Origin of the sequence: Paraburkholderia sp. GAS206C, from assembly GCF_050435645.1 — a bacterium.
Taxonomy (GTDB): Bacteria; Pseudomonadota; Gammaproteobacteria; order Burkholderiales; family Burkholderiaceae; genus Paraburkholderia; species Paraburkholderia phenazinium_B.
Genome location: NZ_JBNDKR010000003.1, coordinates 627,564 through 641,915, shown reverse-complemented (window position 1 = coordinate 641,915; position 14,352 = coordinate 627,564). Strand labels below are relative to the sequence as shown.

At 57.2% G+C, this 14,352-nt stretch carries 12 protein-coding genes; 7 read left to right on the top strand and 5 right to left on the bottom strand.

Annotation, left to right across the window (positions count from 1 at the left end; translation table 11 throughout):
- The first annotated feature begins 115 nt into the window (after window positions 1-115).
- Window positions 116-1,648: a hypothetical protein gene (locus P3T20_RS11240; RefSeq protein WP_429286918.1), complete on the top strand. Its 1,533-nt coding sequence runs from the start codon at window positions 116-118 to the stop codon at window positions 1,646-1,648.
- A 403-nt stretch (window positions 1,649-2,051) separates the two neighbouring features.
- On the opposite strand, the gene P3T20_RS11235 is transcribed toward P3T20_RS11240, so the two are convergent.
- Both P3T20_RS11235 and P3T20_RS11230 read right to left on the bottom strand, forming a co-directional pair.
- On the bottom strand, window positions 2,052-3,134 hold the full coding sequence (locus P3T20_RS11235; protein ID WP_429286917.1) for a UvrD-helicase domain-containing protein: 1,083 nt from the start codon (window positions 3,132-3,134) through the stop codon (window positions 2,052-2,054).
- The gene (locus tag P3T20_RS11230; RefSeq protein ID WP_429286916.1) at window positions 3,115-4,716 is read right to left on the bottom strand and encodes an ATP-dependent nuclease; all 1,602 of its coding nucleotides are present in this window, start codon (window positions 4,714-4,716) and stop codon (window positions 3,115-3,117) included. The genes P3T20_RS11235 and P3T20_RS11230 overlap by 20 nt, the downstream gene beginning before the upstream one ends.
- Before the next feature lie 12 nt (window positions 4,717-4,728).
- On the opposite strand from P3T20_RS11230, the gene P3T20_RS11225 reads away from it, so the two are divergent.
- Entirely contained in the window at window positions 4,729-5,049 is a 321-nt protein-coding gene (locus P3T20_RS11225; protein ID WP_429286915.1) for a hypothetical protein, read from the top strand.
- Here the strand turns inward: P3T20_RS11225 and P3T20_RS11220 are convergent.
- The 3 genes from P3T20_RS11220 to P3T20_RS11210 all read right to left on the bottom strand — a co-directional run bounded on the left by P3T20_RS11220 (window position 5,034) and on the right by P3T20_RS11210 (window position 6,717).
- A complete protein-coding gene (locus P3T20_RS11220) occupies window positions 5,034-5,681 on the bottom strand; it encodes a hypothetical protein (protein WP_429286914.1) in 648 nt (215 codons plus the stop codon). The two genes, P3T20_RS11225 and P3T20_RS11220, sit on opposite strands and share 16 nt — an antisense overlap.
- A gap of 74 nt (window positions 5,682-5,755) precedes the next feature.
- The gene (locus tag P3T20_RS11215; protein WP_429286913.1) at window positions 5,756-5,980 is read right to left on the bottom strand and encodes a hypothetical protein; all 225 of its coding nucleotides are present in this window, start codon (window positions 5,978-5,980) and stop codon (window positions 5,756-5,758) included.
- 176 nt (window positions 5,981-6,156) lie between these two features.
- A complete protein-coding gene (locus P3T20_RS11210) occupies window positions 6,157-6,717 on the bottom strand; it encodes a helix-turn-helix domain-containing protein (RefSeq protein ID WP_429286912.1) in 561 nt (186 codons plus the stop codon).
- 144 nt (window positions 6,718-6,861) lie between these two features.
- Here P3T20_RS11210 and P3T20_RS11205 point away from each other — a divergent pair, with 144 nt between their 5' ends.
- From P3T20_RS11205 to P3T20_RS11185, 5 genes are all read left to right on the top strand, one after another.
- The gene (locus tag P3T20_RS11205) at window positions 6,862-8,097 is read left to right on the top strand and encodes a tyrosine-type recombinase/integrase (RefSeq protein WP_429286911.1); all 1,236 of its coding nucleotides are present in this window, start codon (window positions 6,862-6,864) and stop codon (window positions 8,095-8,097) included.
- A 7-nt stretch (window positions 8,098-8,104) separates the two neighbouring features.
- Window positions 8,105-9,304 carry a hypothetical protein gene (locus P3T20_RS11200; RefSeq protein WP_429286910.1) on the top strand — a complete coding sequence of 400 codons (1,200 nt, stop codon included), beginning with the start codon at window positions 8,105-8,107 and terminating at the stop codon, window positions 9,302-9,304.
- Window positions 9,305-9,711: 407 nt separating this feature from the next.
- Entirely contained in the window at window positions 9,712-10,197 is a 486-nt protein-coding gene (locus P3T20_RS11195) for a helix-turn-helix transcriptional regulator (RefSeq protein ID WP_429286909.1), read from the top strand.
- Between the two features lie 362 nt (window positions 10,198-10,559).
- On the top strand, window positions 10,560-12,803 hold the full coding sequence (locus tag P3T20_RS11190) for a phage/plasmid primase, P4 family (protein ID WP_429286908.1): 2,244 nt from the start codon (window positions 10,560-10,562) through the stop codon (window positions 12,801-12,803).
- Window positions 12,804-13,038: 235 nt separating this feature from the next.
- The gene (locus P3T20_RS11185) at window positions 13,039-14,223 is read left to right on the top strand and encodes a hypothetical protein (RefSeq protein WP_429286907.1); all 1,185 of its coding nucleotides are present in this window, start codon (window positions 13,039-13,041) and stop codon (window positions 14,221-14,223) included.
- Window positions 14,224-14,352: the final 129 nt, after the last annotated feature.

Genomic DNA, 14,352 nt, shown 5'->3' with positions numbered 1-14,352 from the left:
TGACACTCTTGCAGAACGGCTCGCGGCCGCAGGCCTCACAGATTGGTGCGACGCTATCGTTGTCGCCGCAGGCCCTGGGCAACCGCTTCATCTGGATGCTCGCCTGAGCTGGCTCATGGGTCGAGCAGCCTTTGAGGTTGCCGTCGACGTGAATCAGCAGGGACTGTTACGCGTCGTCGAGGAATTGCAGATGTTGGGCGGGGTCAGCGACGTCGCCCTAGCTTCGGCCGTCTGCAGCCGCATCGCGAATGAAGCCGAGAATTACCCACTCTTGGAGATCCTGCGCACGCGTCTGGTGACATTGTGGAACTCCCACTTCAACGACCGCCTGCGGCGTTATGCCGAAGCGACCGTCGCGCAGCCGCTGACGTCGCGAAGCCTCTGGGCTCGCTACCAAGGCATGCGGATCGGCGACGGCTGGGCTCACCTAGTAGCCGCGACCCTGTGGCCTGATCGCTACATGGAGATGCTGGCGAGCTTTCCGGCGCCGTTTCAGCATGGATTTGCTAGCCGTTTCGCGGAAATCGATCTGAATTTGGTCGCATCCTTGATTCGCGCTTCCCCAGACGTGTTCTCAAGCGAGGGCATGCCCCTTGGGCCACTTGTCGTCTTCGGCTTACTCGACGTGACTGAAGCACGTTTCGCTTCTGTCGCAATTCACGACGTTGACACTTTTCGAATCGGGCTTGACACGGTTATCGATGCCGTATTCGCACGCCGTGACGGGAACTGGATCGCTCGGGCATGGCTGCAACAGGTGATCTGGCGAGACACTCCGCGGCGAGCAGGGAAGGCACAAGCCGACGTGACGATGCAGAGAACCCTGCGAGATACAGTACTTGTACAGTTGTCTGGTCGCATCACACCTCTTGGCAGTACCGCGTTTGACTGGATACGCCAGGAGGAACCTCTTTGGGTAGTTCATCGGGTCTTGTCCGAAGCTTCGATTCTGGAGGCCCATGGCGACGCGGGCGAGGCAGCCGAGATTCTGGCAGGAGCAGTGCGGCAGGGTCTGGTGAGCTCGACGGGTCGACCAGCGGGACTCGTCACGACTTCGCCGGAAGCGATAGTTGTCGCACGCGTGCTCTGTCGCGTCCCCGACATGACGGAATGGTTCGGAGCCTTGTGGCGCGACACTTACGAGCTGAGAGAGCAGTTAAGCTATCCGGCACACCAGGGCCTCGACAATCCAGCCTATCCAGCTATTGCCTGGGCACTGATTGGGCTCAATTCCTCACAGGGGGCACCTGTCGATACGGCTGAATTCTGGCGCACAATCGGATCGGCGGTGTTCGAAACCCAGCGCATCGATCCAAACGCGCACTTGTTCAATGGCGCAATGCCACCGCTCACGCGTGTCACTGTTCAGTTGGGCGCAGCGCTTGTCGAACGTGGTGTACTTCCTATCAACTACTTCGCCGACTTTCTTGCCGATCAGCTTGAACCGACCGTCGAATATGTACGCCTTTGGCAAATCACTAGGACTGAGGTGTCGGACGCTACAACCTTGGCTGTTGGGCGCTTGGTAGGCGCACCCAGACTACGTCTGGCGCTAGAAGCCGGGCTCGCGCAAAATCTTCCGGGGTGGGACGCAGTACCCGATCGTTCCGCTCGGGACGATTTGGCCGAATTCTCGCGCCGCCTCTAAAGAAAGCTAATATTCATGGTAGGCGGCTGAAAGACGCCTGACAACGGTCGAATGTGTTCAGTGCTGCATGTCGGACGCTTGCCGCGCGTCCTGTTAGATAGGGGTTGTTGATCGACCTGCTACGGTTCAATCGTTCAATCACCGCATCCGTCGCGACAGGTCGGATGTTCGGTATTGAGCAGTTCGAGTGTCGCTTGTGGTTGAATTCGGTCCATCACTAGGCGTCAACAAGATCGAGTACGCGGAAGCACCAACCCTTCCAACAAGGTCGCGTCGGAGGTCAGAAAAATCATGGCTTTTCTAGCCTTGGCCGCGTCTCCCGATCTCAGCGCGAGAAAGGGAACTTCCCAACCGTCGTCGAAATTCTCTCCGAACTCACTCATGTTTCGGCCGGTCAACTGCGTCAGCCTCCGTTTCCGGCAACAACCTTCGCCTCGAAATTCGACAGATCATCGACGACAAAGGCAACGCTGAATCTCGCGCGGGTTACAGCCACGTAGAGCCGCTCCGGCGCCTTCAATGCTGCCGGATCACGCTTCTTGAGATAGTCGACCATGGGCTTGGTCGGAAAGATCACAACCCTATCGAACGTACTTCCCTTGGACACGCCGATGTTCATTGCCGGAATGCCCAAGGTGTTAGCTCTCTTGTCGTGTCGCAACACGACTACGCCGCTGTATTCTCGCAGGTACTCTTGAACCCGTCCGAACGGTATGAAGAAGATGCCGTCATGTCCCGTCTCGCTGACGTCAGAGGACCTTGTTTTTGGCATGCATGGATAGATGGCGTCCGCAAAGTCACAGATGATCTGGTTGCATCGGTAACTGACGTCCCGTGTCTGGAGCTCGCAAATACCGGCTCGCTCCTCAAACCAGTCCTTGATCCCTGCCCCACGGTACTTTTTGTTTCTTGGACCGATATTGGTCGATAACGTGTGCTGCCTTGGGTCTCCGACCAACGTCAACCTGATCGTCGATGTCATCAGCATGTCCAGCACATCGAGATCGTAACCGACAAGGTCTTGGACCTCGTCTATAAATATATGCGTATATATATTCTCGAGTCTACGCACGACTGCGCCACTGGTAACGCCGTTGAGTGCAACGACGAAATCCGAAACCCCGTCCCGGTACAGATCGTTGTTGCCATCAAGAAAGTATTTGTTCTCCGATTTCTTGGCGAACTTGCTCCTGCTCCCGATGAAGTTCAATCCGTTGATCAGCAAAGATTGCCCTACCTTTGCTCGCTGATAGGGTTTGGCGCATTGTGTTATCAGGAACGAGAACCACCCCACGACAGAGATGTTTGGCGGCACGAAACCGACCTTCTGCTCAATGCGCTGGATTATCTGCCGCTGGTTCTCGTTCGTGTAGGTCGTGATCAACACGCGGCCGCCGTTCACCGCCAGTGCGGAGTCGACGACGTACTGAGTCTTACGCGAACCGGCCGCTGCCAGGATAGCCGAGTTAGTGGCTGCCGACGACATGGGCTAGGTACTCCGGCATCTTGATCACCGTCTCCGACTCGAAAATCGCTAGGGCGGCACCTGTCTTGTCTGCGATCATTGCCTCGACAGCCTCTTCCTTCGACGTATAGGCCTTCCCGAGCGCGGCGTTGAGGGTCACCAACTCGTTGGCCGCCACAATCTGCGGCTCCAATGTCCGCAACTCCGGATCGCTGCCGGTATGCACCGATATGAAATCATACCCGGTGTAGTCGGCAAAGCGTCTGCTGACTTCCTCGCTCGTCTTGCCGTCGTTGTCAGTGACCACCCATACACGGCGCTTGAGCCGAATAGCCAAATCGAGAAAGCGCTTGTGTGAAAGGCCCACGCTGATGACGTCGATCCCATCTTCTATCGGCAAGTTTCCCTTGGCATCTAGGTATCCTCGCTGCACGATCAATTCGTCGGACGGCCCCTCTACCAGAATCGCACTTTTGGCGAGTACTAGCCTGAGCGTGTCGAATCCGGCTAGCTTCTTGAAGTAATCGACCGTGCCTTCAGGAACGTCCGTAATGCGCGTATGCGCGCCATCCTCGCCGAGCAAGACCATATTCTTCAGTCCCAGCTTGTTCAAAACGAAGTTGCTGTGCGTTGCGACGATTATCTGCTTGCCTTCGCACTGCGTCTCGATACGCTTCATCAGCGACCTCAGATGCGCAAACGACAGGTGTGCCTCCGGTTCTTCGATCAACACGATCTGCGCCCCGTCGGACTTTCTGCCCACAGCCAGGATCGTCTTCAGCGCGCTTTGCTCTCCCTTGCTGGCGAACGGGAACGGCAAATCGTCGAGATGAGCGACGAGGCCGCTCTCCCACGTGTAACGCTGCGATATGTCGATAGCCAAGCTTAACGCGCGCTGTGTCAGGGACTCGCTGTCTCCTTTCAGCTTCTCGTTGATCGCCTTCACTGCCTCCTGCTCGCTGAAGGCCTCACGCAGGCTACGATATTGTCGCGACAGCTCGACGCGGTCCTTCGGGTTCAGGTGCGTCCGTATGATCTGCTGCATGTGATAGTCGACGCCGGACTGGAGTCGAACGGAGGCGGGGTCAACGACCGATGCCGTCGCTGGCACGCTCCTCGCCGTAACGCCATTCCCGGAGAAACCAAGCCAGTCCACACGATAGTACTCGGTGGGAACAAGGCGAATATCATCAGGATTGGCGACGAAATTGCGGTACTCCTCCTCGAAATCAGCAGAAAGCTTAGCCTGGATGCGAACCCCGCACGCGTCCTCACCCATAAGGTTGTTGGTACCGCGCAGGATCTCTGCCTCACCACCGTCCTCCAGGTAGACCTCGATGATGACGGTGGGAGGGGCCGCCTTGCGGTCGGACTTCAGCGCCAGGATATACTCCTTTGTGGCGCTTAGGTTGATGTAGTAGGGAGAGAGCTCCTGCGCGAACAACTTTCCATTGGCTCGTCCGGTCAGCGCGAGGTTAATCGCCTCGATCAGTGTGGACTTTCCGCTGTCGTTGCTGCCGACAAGAATGTTAGTGCCCGGCAACATATCGACATCAAGCTTGCGGAACTTCCTATAGTTTCGGATGACGACCTTCCGAATCACGGCTTACCCCCGATGATTTCCCTGATTTTAGTTCTCCCCTGCGGCGGCGCTGGACCTCCAGCCGTCAAAGGCATAGGCATCCCATCTTTTTTCCAGCTACGTGCCGCGTGGCCCATCATCGCTGGTCTCCGACCCTGCGTTGCCATACAGGCGGCAGATGCGTTTGTGATTCGTCAGCCGAACCTCACGCTGCAAAAACACGTGAATTCGGCGATAGTCATAGTGGCGCTTTTGCTCAGTGATGGTCATCATCCCGCCGGTTACCGCTCTCTGTATTTTCCAGCGGATTACCACCACAAATTCGAACCCACCCTCGATCAGTATTTTTCGTGATTCATTAGCGCGGTCAGGTGACGCAATTCATTTGCCTGTCCGCGGGCCCGCGAGAGGTGGTCGATGTGCCACGTCATAGAATTTTCGTCAAACGCGTTTGGACCACTACACGCCAAGAATATCGCCCTAGCAGCGGAAACTATCACGTACGCCGAGTCTACCGCGAGATCGAGCAAGTTCTCTGAAACGTGGGCATCCTGCGGAGCCCGACCTCGCTTTTCGCCATGCCAAGAAGTATTGCTCAGAAAGTACGGCTGTCCTTCGGAGCTTGGCATCAACGAACCATGCGCAATTGCGTTTCGATACGCCGAAATACCCTCTGCCGCGTCACAGGTAAGGTCAATCGCCTTACCGAGTGAACCAATGTTTCCCTTGCTACGTCCTCGGATACTTCGGATGATCTCGGAGAGGCCGACCTTATCCGTGAACGGACGAGTCCCGGCAATCTCGCCTGTCTCAAGTACAGCCCATGCAGCGAGCTCTATAAGACGCTCGAACGTTGCCATCAAAGCAATAAAAGCGCCGATTTTTTGCTGGCAAATCACATTGAGTCCAAAGTCCGCGTGTAATGCCTCTATCGCGCGATCACTACCAATCTGATAAGGCAGCACTCTCGTCGTAAGGTCTGTCATGCACAACCTCCAAACACCGCCTTTAGCGCGATGTCGCGAGTCGTCTCGGTTCTCGCACGCCTAATGATTCTCTGCTAGCGCTGATCGATCTCTTGGGCAGCCACGCCAAATCCGAAATCAAATGCTTCGTCCATTCGATCCGCGAGCCATTGTCCAACAATCTTCTCTCCCTCGATATACACGTGCACGGGCCACTTGTCGGACCTCGCATCATAGCCGGTCACCACTTCCACTTTGTAACCTTTGTAATCATCGGTCTGGACATTTCGGGCACCGCTTTCAGTTTGAATTCTGGCCATAGTGACCTCCCAGACTCGACGCAAAAAATCGTAGCACAAAAGCCATCAACATCCGCAAGCGGTTGGCTTGGCTTTCATCTTCCGTCGAACCCAATCCGGACCGCAGTCGCCTTCTCAGCAAGCTAACAATCCTCCCGTCAAGCTGCCAATCGGTGGTCGCTGACTGCAGCCATCCATCAGGGCTGAAGTCGCCGTCTCAATTCTCCGATAATCCGCCCGTCCACCTCCCAACCGTCATCGAAGTCTACGAGGGCCTTTCCCTCGTATTCCGGGTAAGCCAGCTCGACAACGCAGGCCCAAAACCTCGCTCTGGATAACAGCCAATCGTTATGGCCAACCAGGCTGGTCAGGATGTTCCTTACGTGCGCTGCGCTGTACGAGACGCCGAACCGATCCTCCAACAATCCAGCTACGCGCACGAGCGTCCAACGAACGCGCTTAGGCGCGCCTCTGCCCCTCGGTCCGAATTCACGCACGTAACGATCTATCAGCAATCGGGCGAACTCCATTTTCTGCTCGTCCGTCAATGCACCCGGACGACCCATTGGTCGCTTTCTCCACGGCTCATCGTCCGGATACACCGCCTTCAGCTTCGCCCATCGCGACACAGTCTGGCGAGTTACGGAGAGTTCGCGCGCAACATCCGATTGCGACATTCCATCATCGAGCAATGCCATTGCTTCCCGCCTGCGTTCGCTCAACGCATCAAAGTCCCGCCTCGCCTCTGTTTCCGCCATAGCATCGCACGCCCATCAGACATATTGTCACTTACTATATTTAAAATGACCGGATTTGGTCAAAGTTATTTAGCTCACACGACTCCAACGCAATCCGATACTGTTGTTCAACATTGAAAACTTCCATGTTGAACAACAACTCAAATGCCTCTAACTTTCCTTGCAATCTCCCGCGCCGCAACGGACGACCAACCTCTGAAACTACCCGACGGCAACGGCCTCTACCTGTACGTAAATCGGAAGTCGAAATCGTGGCGGACCGACTATCGGATCGGTGGGCGCAGAGGCACGATCGTTCACGGGCAGTATCCGGCCATGACACTCTCCCAAGCTCGCGAACGCAACCGGGAGGCCAAGCAGCTACTCGCCAGCGGCATTGATCCAGCAACGCACAAGAAGCTCGAAAAGCTCGCCCTCAATGCTTCCTTCGGCGACACGTTCGAGGCCACGGCAAAGCATTGGTACGATGGCAAGAATGCGTTGCGCTCGAAAGCCTGGCAGGAAGCACACCGCCTGTACCTGCGCCGCGACCTGAATCCGATCCTCGGCAATGTGCCGCTCGACCAGATCGACCCGCGCGCACTGCTGAACGTGCTCGAAGCGGTCCGTCGCGCGCGGGGCGCCAAAACCGCCGAGCGTGTCCGGCAGACGGCGGTGCAGGTCTTCGGGCACGCTATCCGTAAGTTGAAAGTTCAGGCCAATCCCGCGCGCGTTCTTCAAGGCTGGGTTGACGTACCCCCGCAGATCAGCCATGAGCCACTGCACGAAAATGAGATCGGCGATTTCGTTGAGCGACTTGACGCTGATACGGGGTCTGCTGCGACAAAGCTTTGCATTTTGCTCATGTTGCTCACGTTTGTGCGCAAGAATGAGATCGCCCACGCGTGTTGGGCCGAATTCGATCTGGACAACGCAGTATGGGTGATTCCAGCGGAGCGCATGAAGATGCGCGATGCACACGTCGTGCCGCTCAGCCGGCAGGCGCTCAACGCGCTGGAGCAACTGAAGCCTCTCTCGTTCGTTTCTGACTTTTTGTTCCCCAGCTTAAGCAGCATCTATCGACCGATTAACCTCGCGACGCCTAACGTTGTCTTTGAACGGATGGGTTATCGAGGACGCTTCACGCCGCATGGCATCCGGGCGACCGCCAGCACGTGGCTAAACAATCGCGGTGTGCGTGCGGACGTTATTGAACGCCAACTCGCGCACATCGAAAGAAATTTTGTTAGACGTGCTTATAATCGAGCCGACTATATGCCTGAGCGCATCGCCATGATGCAGATGTGGGCAGATTTTGTCTTGCCCGATCAGGCCGTGACCGGCGGCACGTTAACTGTGCCTCTCCCGCAGCGAGAAGATATTGAACGACAAGAGATCTGAGCCAATCATGAAAGTCACCGTCACCACCGGCTTCAACCCGGATGTCTTCGCCCTTGCCACTATCGAGCAGTCATTCGGACCTGACGATACCGCATGGCAGTTTCTCAGGTGGAACCCGGAATACCTGGCGGCCTTCCGGGACCGCCGTGAGAAGGAAAGCAATCCCGAGGCATTTGAGGCTATCGTTAGCCACGTCAAAGTGCCTTATCCCGGGATGATTGCCTGCGCCCAAGACTACGCCTGTCGCGGGCGATTCGGCATTGCGGCATGGCTTGATCCCGAATGCGAACAGCTTCCCGCTCTGAAAAACGATGGGGATTCGTGGTTCTTTCCACTCAGGCGTGTTGAGCAGCAGGACAGCGCACACGCACTGAGAGGACGAGGGCTGTCGCCCCATAAGCTCGACTGGTACCCGTGGCTAACCGTTCGTGAGACTCCGTTCGGATACGGCCCGGTTATCACGCCAGGTCCCAATCTCCCCCGCCCCAAAGGGAAAAAGAAAAAAGAGTACGAGCCTAGGCTAATCCACGTTGCCTTCGATTGCAGCATCCCTATCGAGGGACAGCTTATGGCGTTCGAAGCCCTCGTCCAGAAGCATCGCGAATACTGGAATGAGCGCATTTGTTCGACAACGACACCCACTGCCATCGTTGAATCAATAGAGTCGCGTGACATCTTTCGGGCCGACGATTTCGTCAATCGGGATTGGGCCAGGACCGTCACAATCGACGCGCTCGGCCCCATCAAGAAGCAGATCGAACAATGTCGCCTAGTACTCGACAAGATATATCGTGAGCTCGACAGTCAGTATCGGGACCTGCGAAAGAAGCATCGTGACGTTGACGAAGGAGAACTGTTTCGTCATTTTGGCGAGCGCTTCCCCATGCCTAAACCACCGCGCGGCTACGAGGCTGCGCCCAGAAGCAATCGGTATCTGAAAGCTCTCCTGTCGATTGCAGAACGAATGCCACCTGATGCATTCAAGTCCACCAATATCGACGCAGAACACCCGGAACTCGCTCAGCAAATCGCAGAGGAAATCGGGATCTCCCGAGAGGGCGCGAACCCGCCCAAATGGATGAAAGTCTTCTATGAGGGCATGCGCGGCACACACCTACGCCGGGCCAAGCACCTCGTAAACTATTTCTATGCGTGGCTGGTTCACGCGCAAGTGTCTTTTGCCAAAGACGACGAAAACGCGAAGTAGCTTCAAACTCCTCCACGCATAGTCCGACCTGCCGACCGGCCCCATGCGTTCACCGCGCATATCCGCCCGGTCTGGCAGATATGCCGCCCGTCCCCGCACCGCGTTTGCACTCCCCCTGGCAACCTCCTTTCCGTTCACTGCTCATCCCGACGGTCGCACAAAGGCCATCCCAGCAACCCGAAAGCATCACGCCGAGCGCCCGGCGCGATGACAGGAAGGAAGCCTCCGTCGGGCAGCTTCATGGCTGCCACTACCACCTTCTTAAACACCTGTCAAATCTCAACAATCAGCACTGAAAACGCGTCGAAATCAAACCCGAGAGTTGGCGTTATCGAGTTCCGCCGGTCCTCAGGAGAATGGCTTCCGTTCACTCCTGAACAGACCTGAATAGACGAACGGAGCCTTCTATGACTCAAAAAACTCACCTCGGTACCGGGGCAGCGGCAAACGCCAAGCATTCACTCTCGCCGATTGGACAGATTCGCCGCGGGCGGCAGCCCCTGCCGGCTTACGTGAGCGATAGCGCACACTCGCCGATGCACACGGACTCTGCCGCTACCACCAAGACCACCGCCAGCAACGTGTACTCCACGGACGTCCCGCTTCTCGGCCAATTGATCGGCTGGGTGCGCTCCCGTACCAGCGACCGCTATCTGAAAGAACCCGAAGTTCTGACGATTATCGGCCGCTCGAAGGCGGCGATGCGCAAGGACGTTTCTCTCGGAATGTTCCCTGCGCAGGTCAGGACCGGGCTCAAGTCCACCGGCTGGCGCGAATCGGAGGTCATGGGCTGGGTCGAGGCGACAACGATCCTCTCCCGCGTTGCCAATCCCGGCTTCGAGATGAAGGAGTTCGTGGCGGCTCTCATGGCTAGCCGTATCCCGATGCGGTGAACCAGTATTGTGTGCGTGCACTGGTGAATTTTTACTCAAGTAGCTCATTTGCTCTCCAGCAGGGAGGACGGCTGCCGGTGTTCCGACTGGCAAGCAAAGTCCTCCAACTGCTCAATCTGCTCCATGGGCGGTGGGTACGGTGGCTTGGCGACCGCGTACCTCCCCGCACAAAAGGTATGAGCGAATTGAGTTGCTTTTATTGTTTTACTTTTTCAAGTTCAAAGTAAAAAAAGTAAATAGCAGTTTGTAGTTTTACTCATTTAATTTAAGGAGTACTTATGTCTAGGAAGTATACCAAGCTCACTGCCGCAGACGAAGTCTGCACTGTGATACATGGAGATTGGAAGTTCATGGTGGTAGCCATGAAGCGGGAAGATGGCTCGCACGAGGTGCGTTCTGCACTACAGCGCTATGGCACGCTTGAACAGCTCAAGCCGGTCCTGCTGGACTGGTCCAGTAAGGGGCTGGAAGCATACGTGGTAGCGCCTGTGTCGGACGGGAAGGGCCACGCTAACGAGCACATCCTGCTCACGTGGGCGCTGGCTGTCGATTTCGACAACGGGGTGCCGCCAGAGATTCGGCCAGACTCACCGGTCGCACCCAATTTCCTGATCGAGACGTCGCCGGGCCGCTACCACGCCGTTTGGCTGCTTGATAAACCATGCCATCCGAATCAGGCCCGTCACGCCAACATGGTACTCGCCGTGCGCCTGGGCGGCGATCCTGCCTTCGCGCGTAAGGGGCAACTGGTGCGGCTACCAGGGTTTCCAAACCGCAAGTACAAGGATACGACGGTCACTCTGGTTCTTGAGTATTCCCGCCGGAAGCCCTACGAGTTGGCTGAGCTTCTCAGGGCGTTTGACGCACCTGTCGTGGAAGCTGTGCTGCGCGAGAGCGTGTCGAATTTTGACTCGTCGCTCGCGGTCAGCCAGGCGTCGAACGACAAGGAACATCTGATCGAGGACGTAAAGTCGGCGCTGACCTACCTCGGGCATCACGCCGAGGAATACGGTAACTGGGTACGTATTGGCATGGCTCTGATCCCGCTCGGAGAGGAAGGCCGTCTGATATGGCATGAGTTCTCGAACCAGTGTGCTGCCAAATATGACGCAGCAGAGTGCGATCGGAAATGGGAGACGCTACAAAGCAGTCCCGGCACCGTCGCGACCATTTTCGTGCTCGCGCAGGCCGAGGGCTGGACGAATCCGGGATTCCGCAATGAGAGGAACGCGGATGTCAGTGTGCTGACCGACCGTGATTTCGGCCGGATGATCGCCGAAGAAATGAGCGATCAGTACGCCGCGACGGAGATCCCCGGCGGTGCAGACGCCAAACTCCTGTATCAGCTTCACCAATGGAACGGCGAGACCTTTGCACCGCTTGGGCATGCTGACCGGCGGCGCGCTGTCGAGCTTCTTGGGGGCGAGGTGCTGCGCAGCCTGGTAAGCGATAACGGCCTGGATCGCGACACAGCCAAACGCCTGCGTCACAAGCTGGGCAGTAACCGACCGCTAGATGAGATGTGTGAACACGTCGCGGAAGCGCTGGCACCCCGCTCCGCAGGCCGCACGCTCGCGTCGTACCCGTACCTCGGTGTGGAAAACGGCGTGCTTAACCTCATCACCCGCACGCTTTTGACGGGTCGCTATCGCGTACTCTCGCCGTTCCGCGCAGCTGTCCGCTACGACCCGAATGCCCGCGCGCCGCTCTTCGAAAAAACGGTCAGGGAAATTTTTGAGGAAGACGAAGAGATGGTCGCGTTCATGTGCCGTGTCATGGGGTACATGCTGCTCGGCAAGCCGAACGCGCAGATCTTCCTCATTTTCCTCGGGGAGAGCGGCAGTAACGGGAAGAGCGTCCTGACTGAGGTGCTCAGCTCCATCCTCGGCGAATATGCGATGGTGCTGCCGACCACCGCCATCATGACCAAATCGCACGTGAACGACGGAGCCACGCCGACCCTGGCGCGATTGCAGCATAAGCGTCTTGCCGTTGTGTCAGAGCCGAATCCGAAGCACGAACTCGACTCCGGCGCGATCAAGCAAATGACTGGTGACCAGCGCATGAATGCGCGACCCAACTATGGGCCACCGAAGGACATCCTGATCGAATTCGTCCTGCTGATGGTAACGAATCGTCTGCCGACGGTAAAGGCAGACGACAACGGACTCTGGCGGCGCATCCAGATCGTCCCGTTCAACCGCAAGTTTGGCCCCGACGAGATCGACCCGGACCTGATCGAGAAACTGCGCGCGGAGGCGTCGGGCATTCTGAACCTCCTGCTCGACGGAGCTGCGGATTATCTTCGTGGCGGGTTACGGATTCCCGCAAAGATCATGACGATGAATCAGCAGCAACGACATGCGGTCGACCCCGTCGAAGTCTTCCTCGAAGAAGCGATGATTCGTGACCGGCACGCGGAAACGTCGCTCAAACTTCTCTACCAGTGCTACGAGTCTTGGGCCAGATCCAACCCGCAGTTCCATCGCATGAGCAAGCAGGAGTTATCGAAAACGCTTGTAAAAAAGGGATTCCGTAAGAAGGAACGCGGACACCTGCCTTTCTTCGTCGGTCTTTCGCTCGCTGAGCTGGAGAACGGTGCGTGACGCACATGCGACGACGCGGCCTCGTCGGTTCCGGTGCCACGGCCCCGGAACCGGGGTTCGCTTCGGAGCTTCGCTTGTCCGACCCCGACACGGCGGACATCGGAAGCTAGACCGCAAGACCTGGGGCCGATCAAGGCCTCATTTTGGGACATTGGGCATTTGCCAGACCCTCACACGGATTGCGTAAAGCAATCGCTCCCGCGCCCATTAACGACCCGGACTGATCACTACTGACATGAACACCCATCTCACCCTTGACCTCGCGAAGCTGTCGCCGGATGCGCTTTCCCGCATTCGGGCACCCTTCCGGCCCGGAATCTACCGTGACGAAACCGTTATCGAAACCCACGCCGGATGGCGATCGGCAAGTGCTGTCTGCCGAATCGATGGCGTCCGTTGGCACCCCAGCATTGTGATCCGCCCTCAAAACGAAAACAGAACGCACGCCCGAATCGACGCAAAGATTAACGTGCCGCTCGCGATTTTCGGCCCCGACGCTCAACATGCATTGAGCGTGCATACGGCGGGGCTCGCAGCCCTTGAGTTGCTACGCATGGAGCTCGCGGCACATGGCCTGTCGCGCGACGAACTGGACCGACTCGATGAGGAAGACATCAGGCTATTTGAGACCATCGCCACGTATTTCATCCCTTGTTCGGATCGACTGGATGTTCTGCATCTGCTCGAGAATATCGACCGGGCTGGCACTGTACTTAACCCGCGTGCCAAATCGAACCTGACGACCGAATTCACGGTGACGCTGCCGCATCAAGGTTTCACCGTCGTTGCATCCGCTTGCCAATCGCCTCATCCTGGACAGGTCGGTGACCCGCCATCGGACGCCGCAACCGGTTGCACATCTCACGCTCTCCGAATTGACGTGCAACTGCGCAACTGGTTCACCGAATGCCATCGTTTGGTGGAATGGCGAGACGCCGACGCTGCTGATCTGTACGAGTCGGTGTTCGACGGGGCCGTTCGAGAAAAGCTCCGATTTAATGGTAACTGGTTGACCCATCAGCGCCCCGATCTGTCAGACGACAAGTACAGGTATTTAACACCAACCGCCAGACGGTTGCTTTCATGGTACCTCTCCGGGAACGATCCTCGGCAGTTCAAGGACGTCGCACAAAGCGCGCATCCCGAGAAGGAGCTGTCGAACCTCGCGCCTTTCATTGTTGACTGGACACGTATCGATATCAACATCCCGTGGAAATACCACGCAACCTTGCGCTGCGAGGAAATGGAGCAGATTCTGCGGTATACCCCCGCCTGGCAGGCATCCGTGTCCGGCTCCCTTCGGTATATCGGCGATGAGAACTGGCAACCGGTCAAAAGAGCACTTGTCGAGCGCTACGAGGAAGTGCTTCAGCTCAGCGACAAACGACCGCGCGAGCGCACCTACGCTCCGTTGATCTAATGTCGGCAGGGCCGGCGAGCGAACAGTTGGCTCGTCGGTCCAGTACTGAGCGCGGGCGAAGAGCGCGGCGAACGGACCGATGTCAAATGCCCAACGACGCAGAGAAAAATCGCCGCCCGAATGGCATCT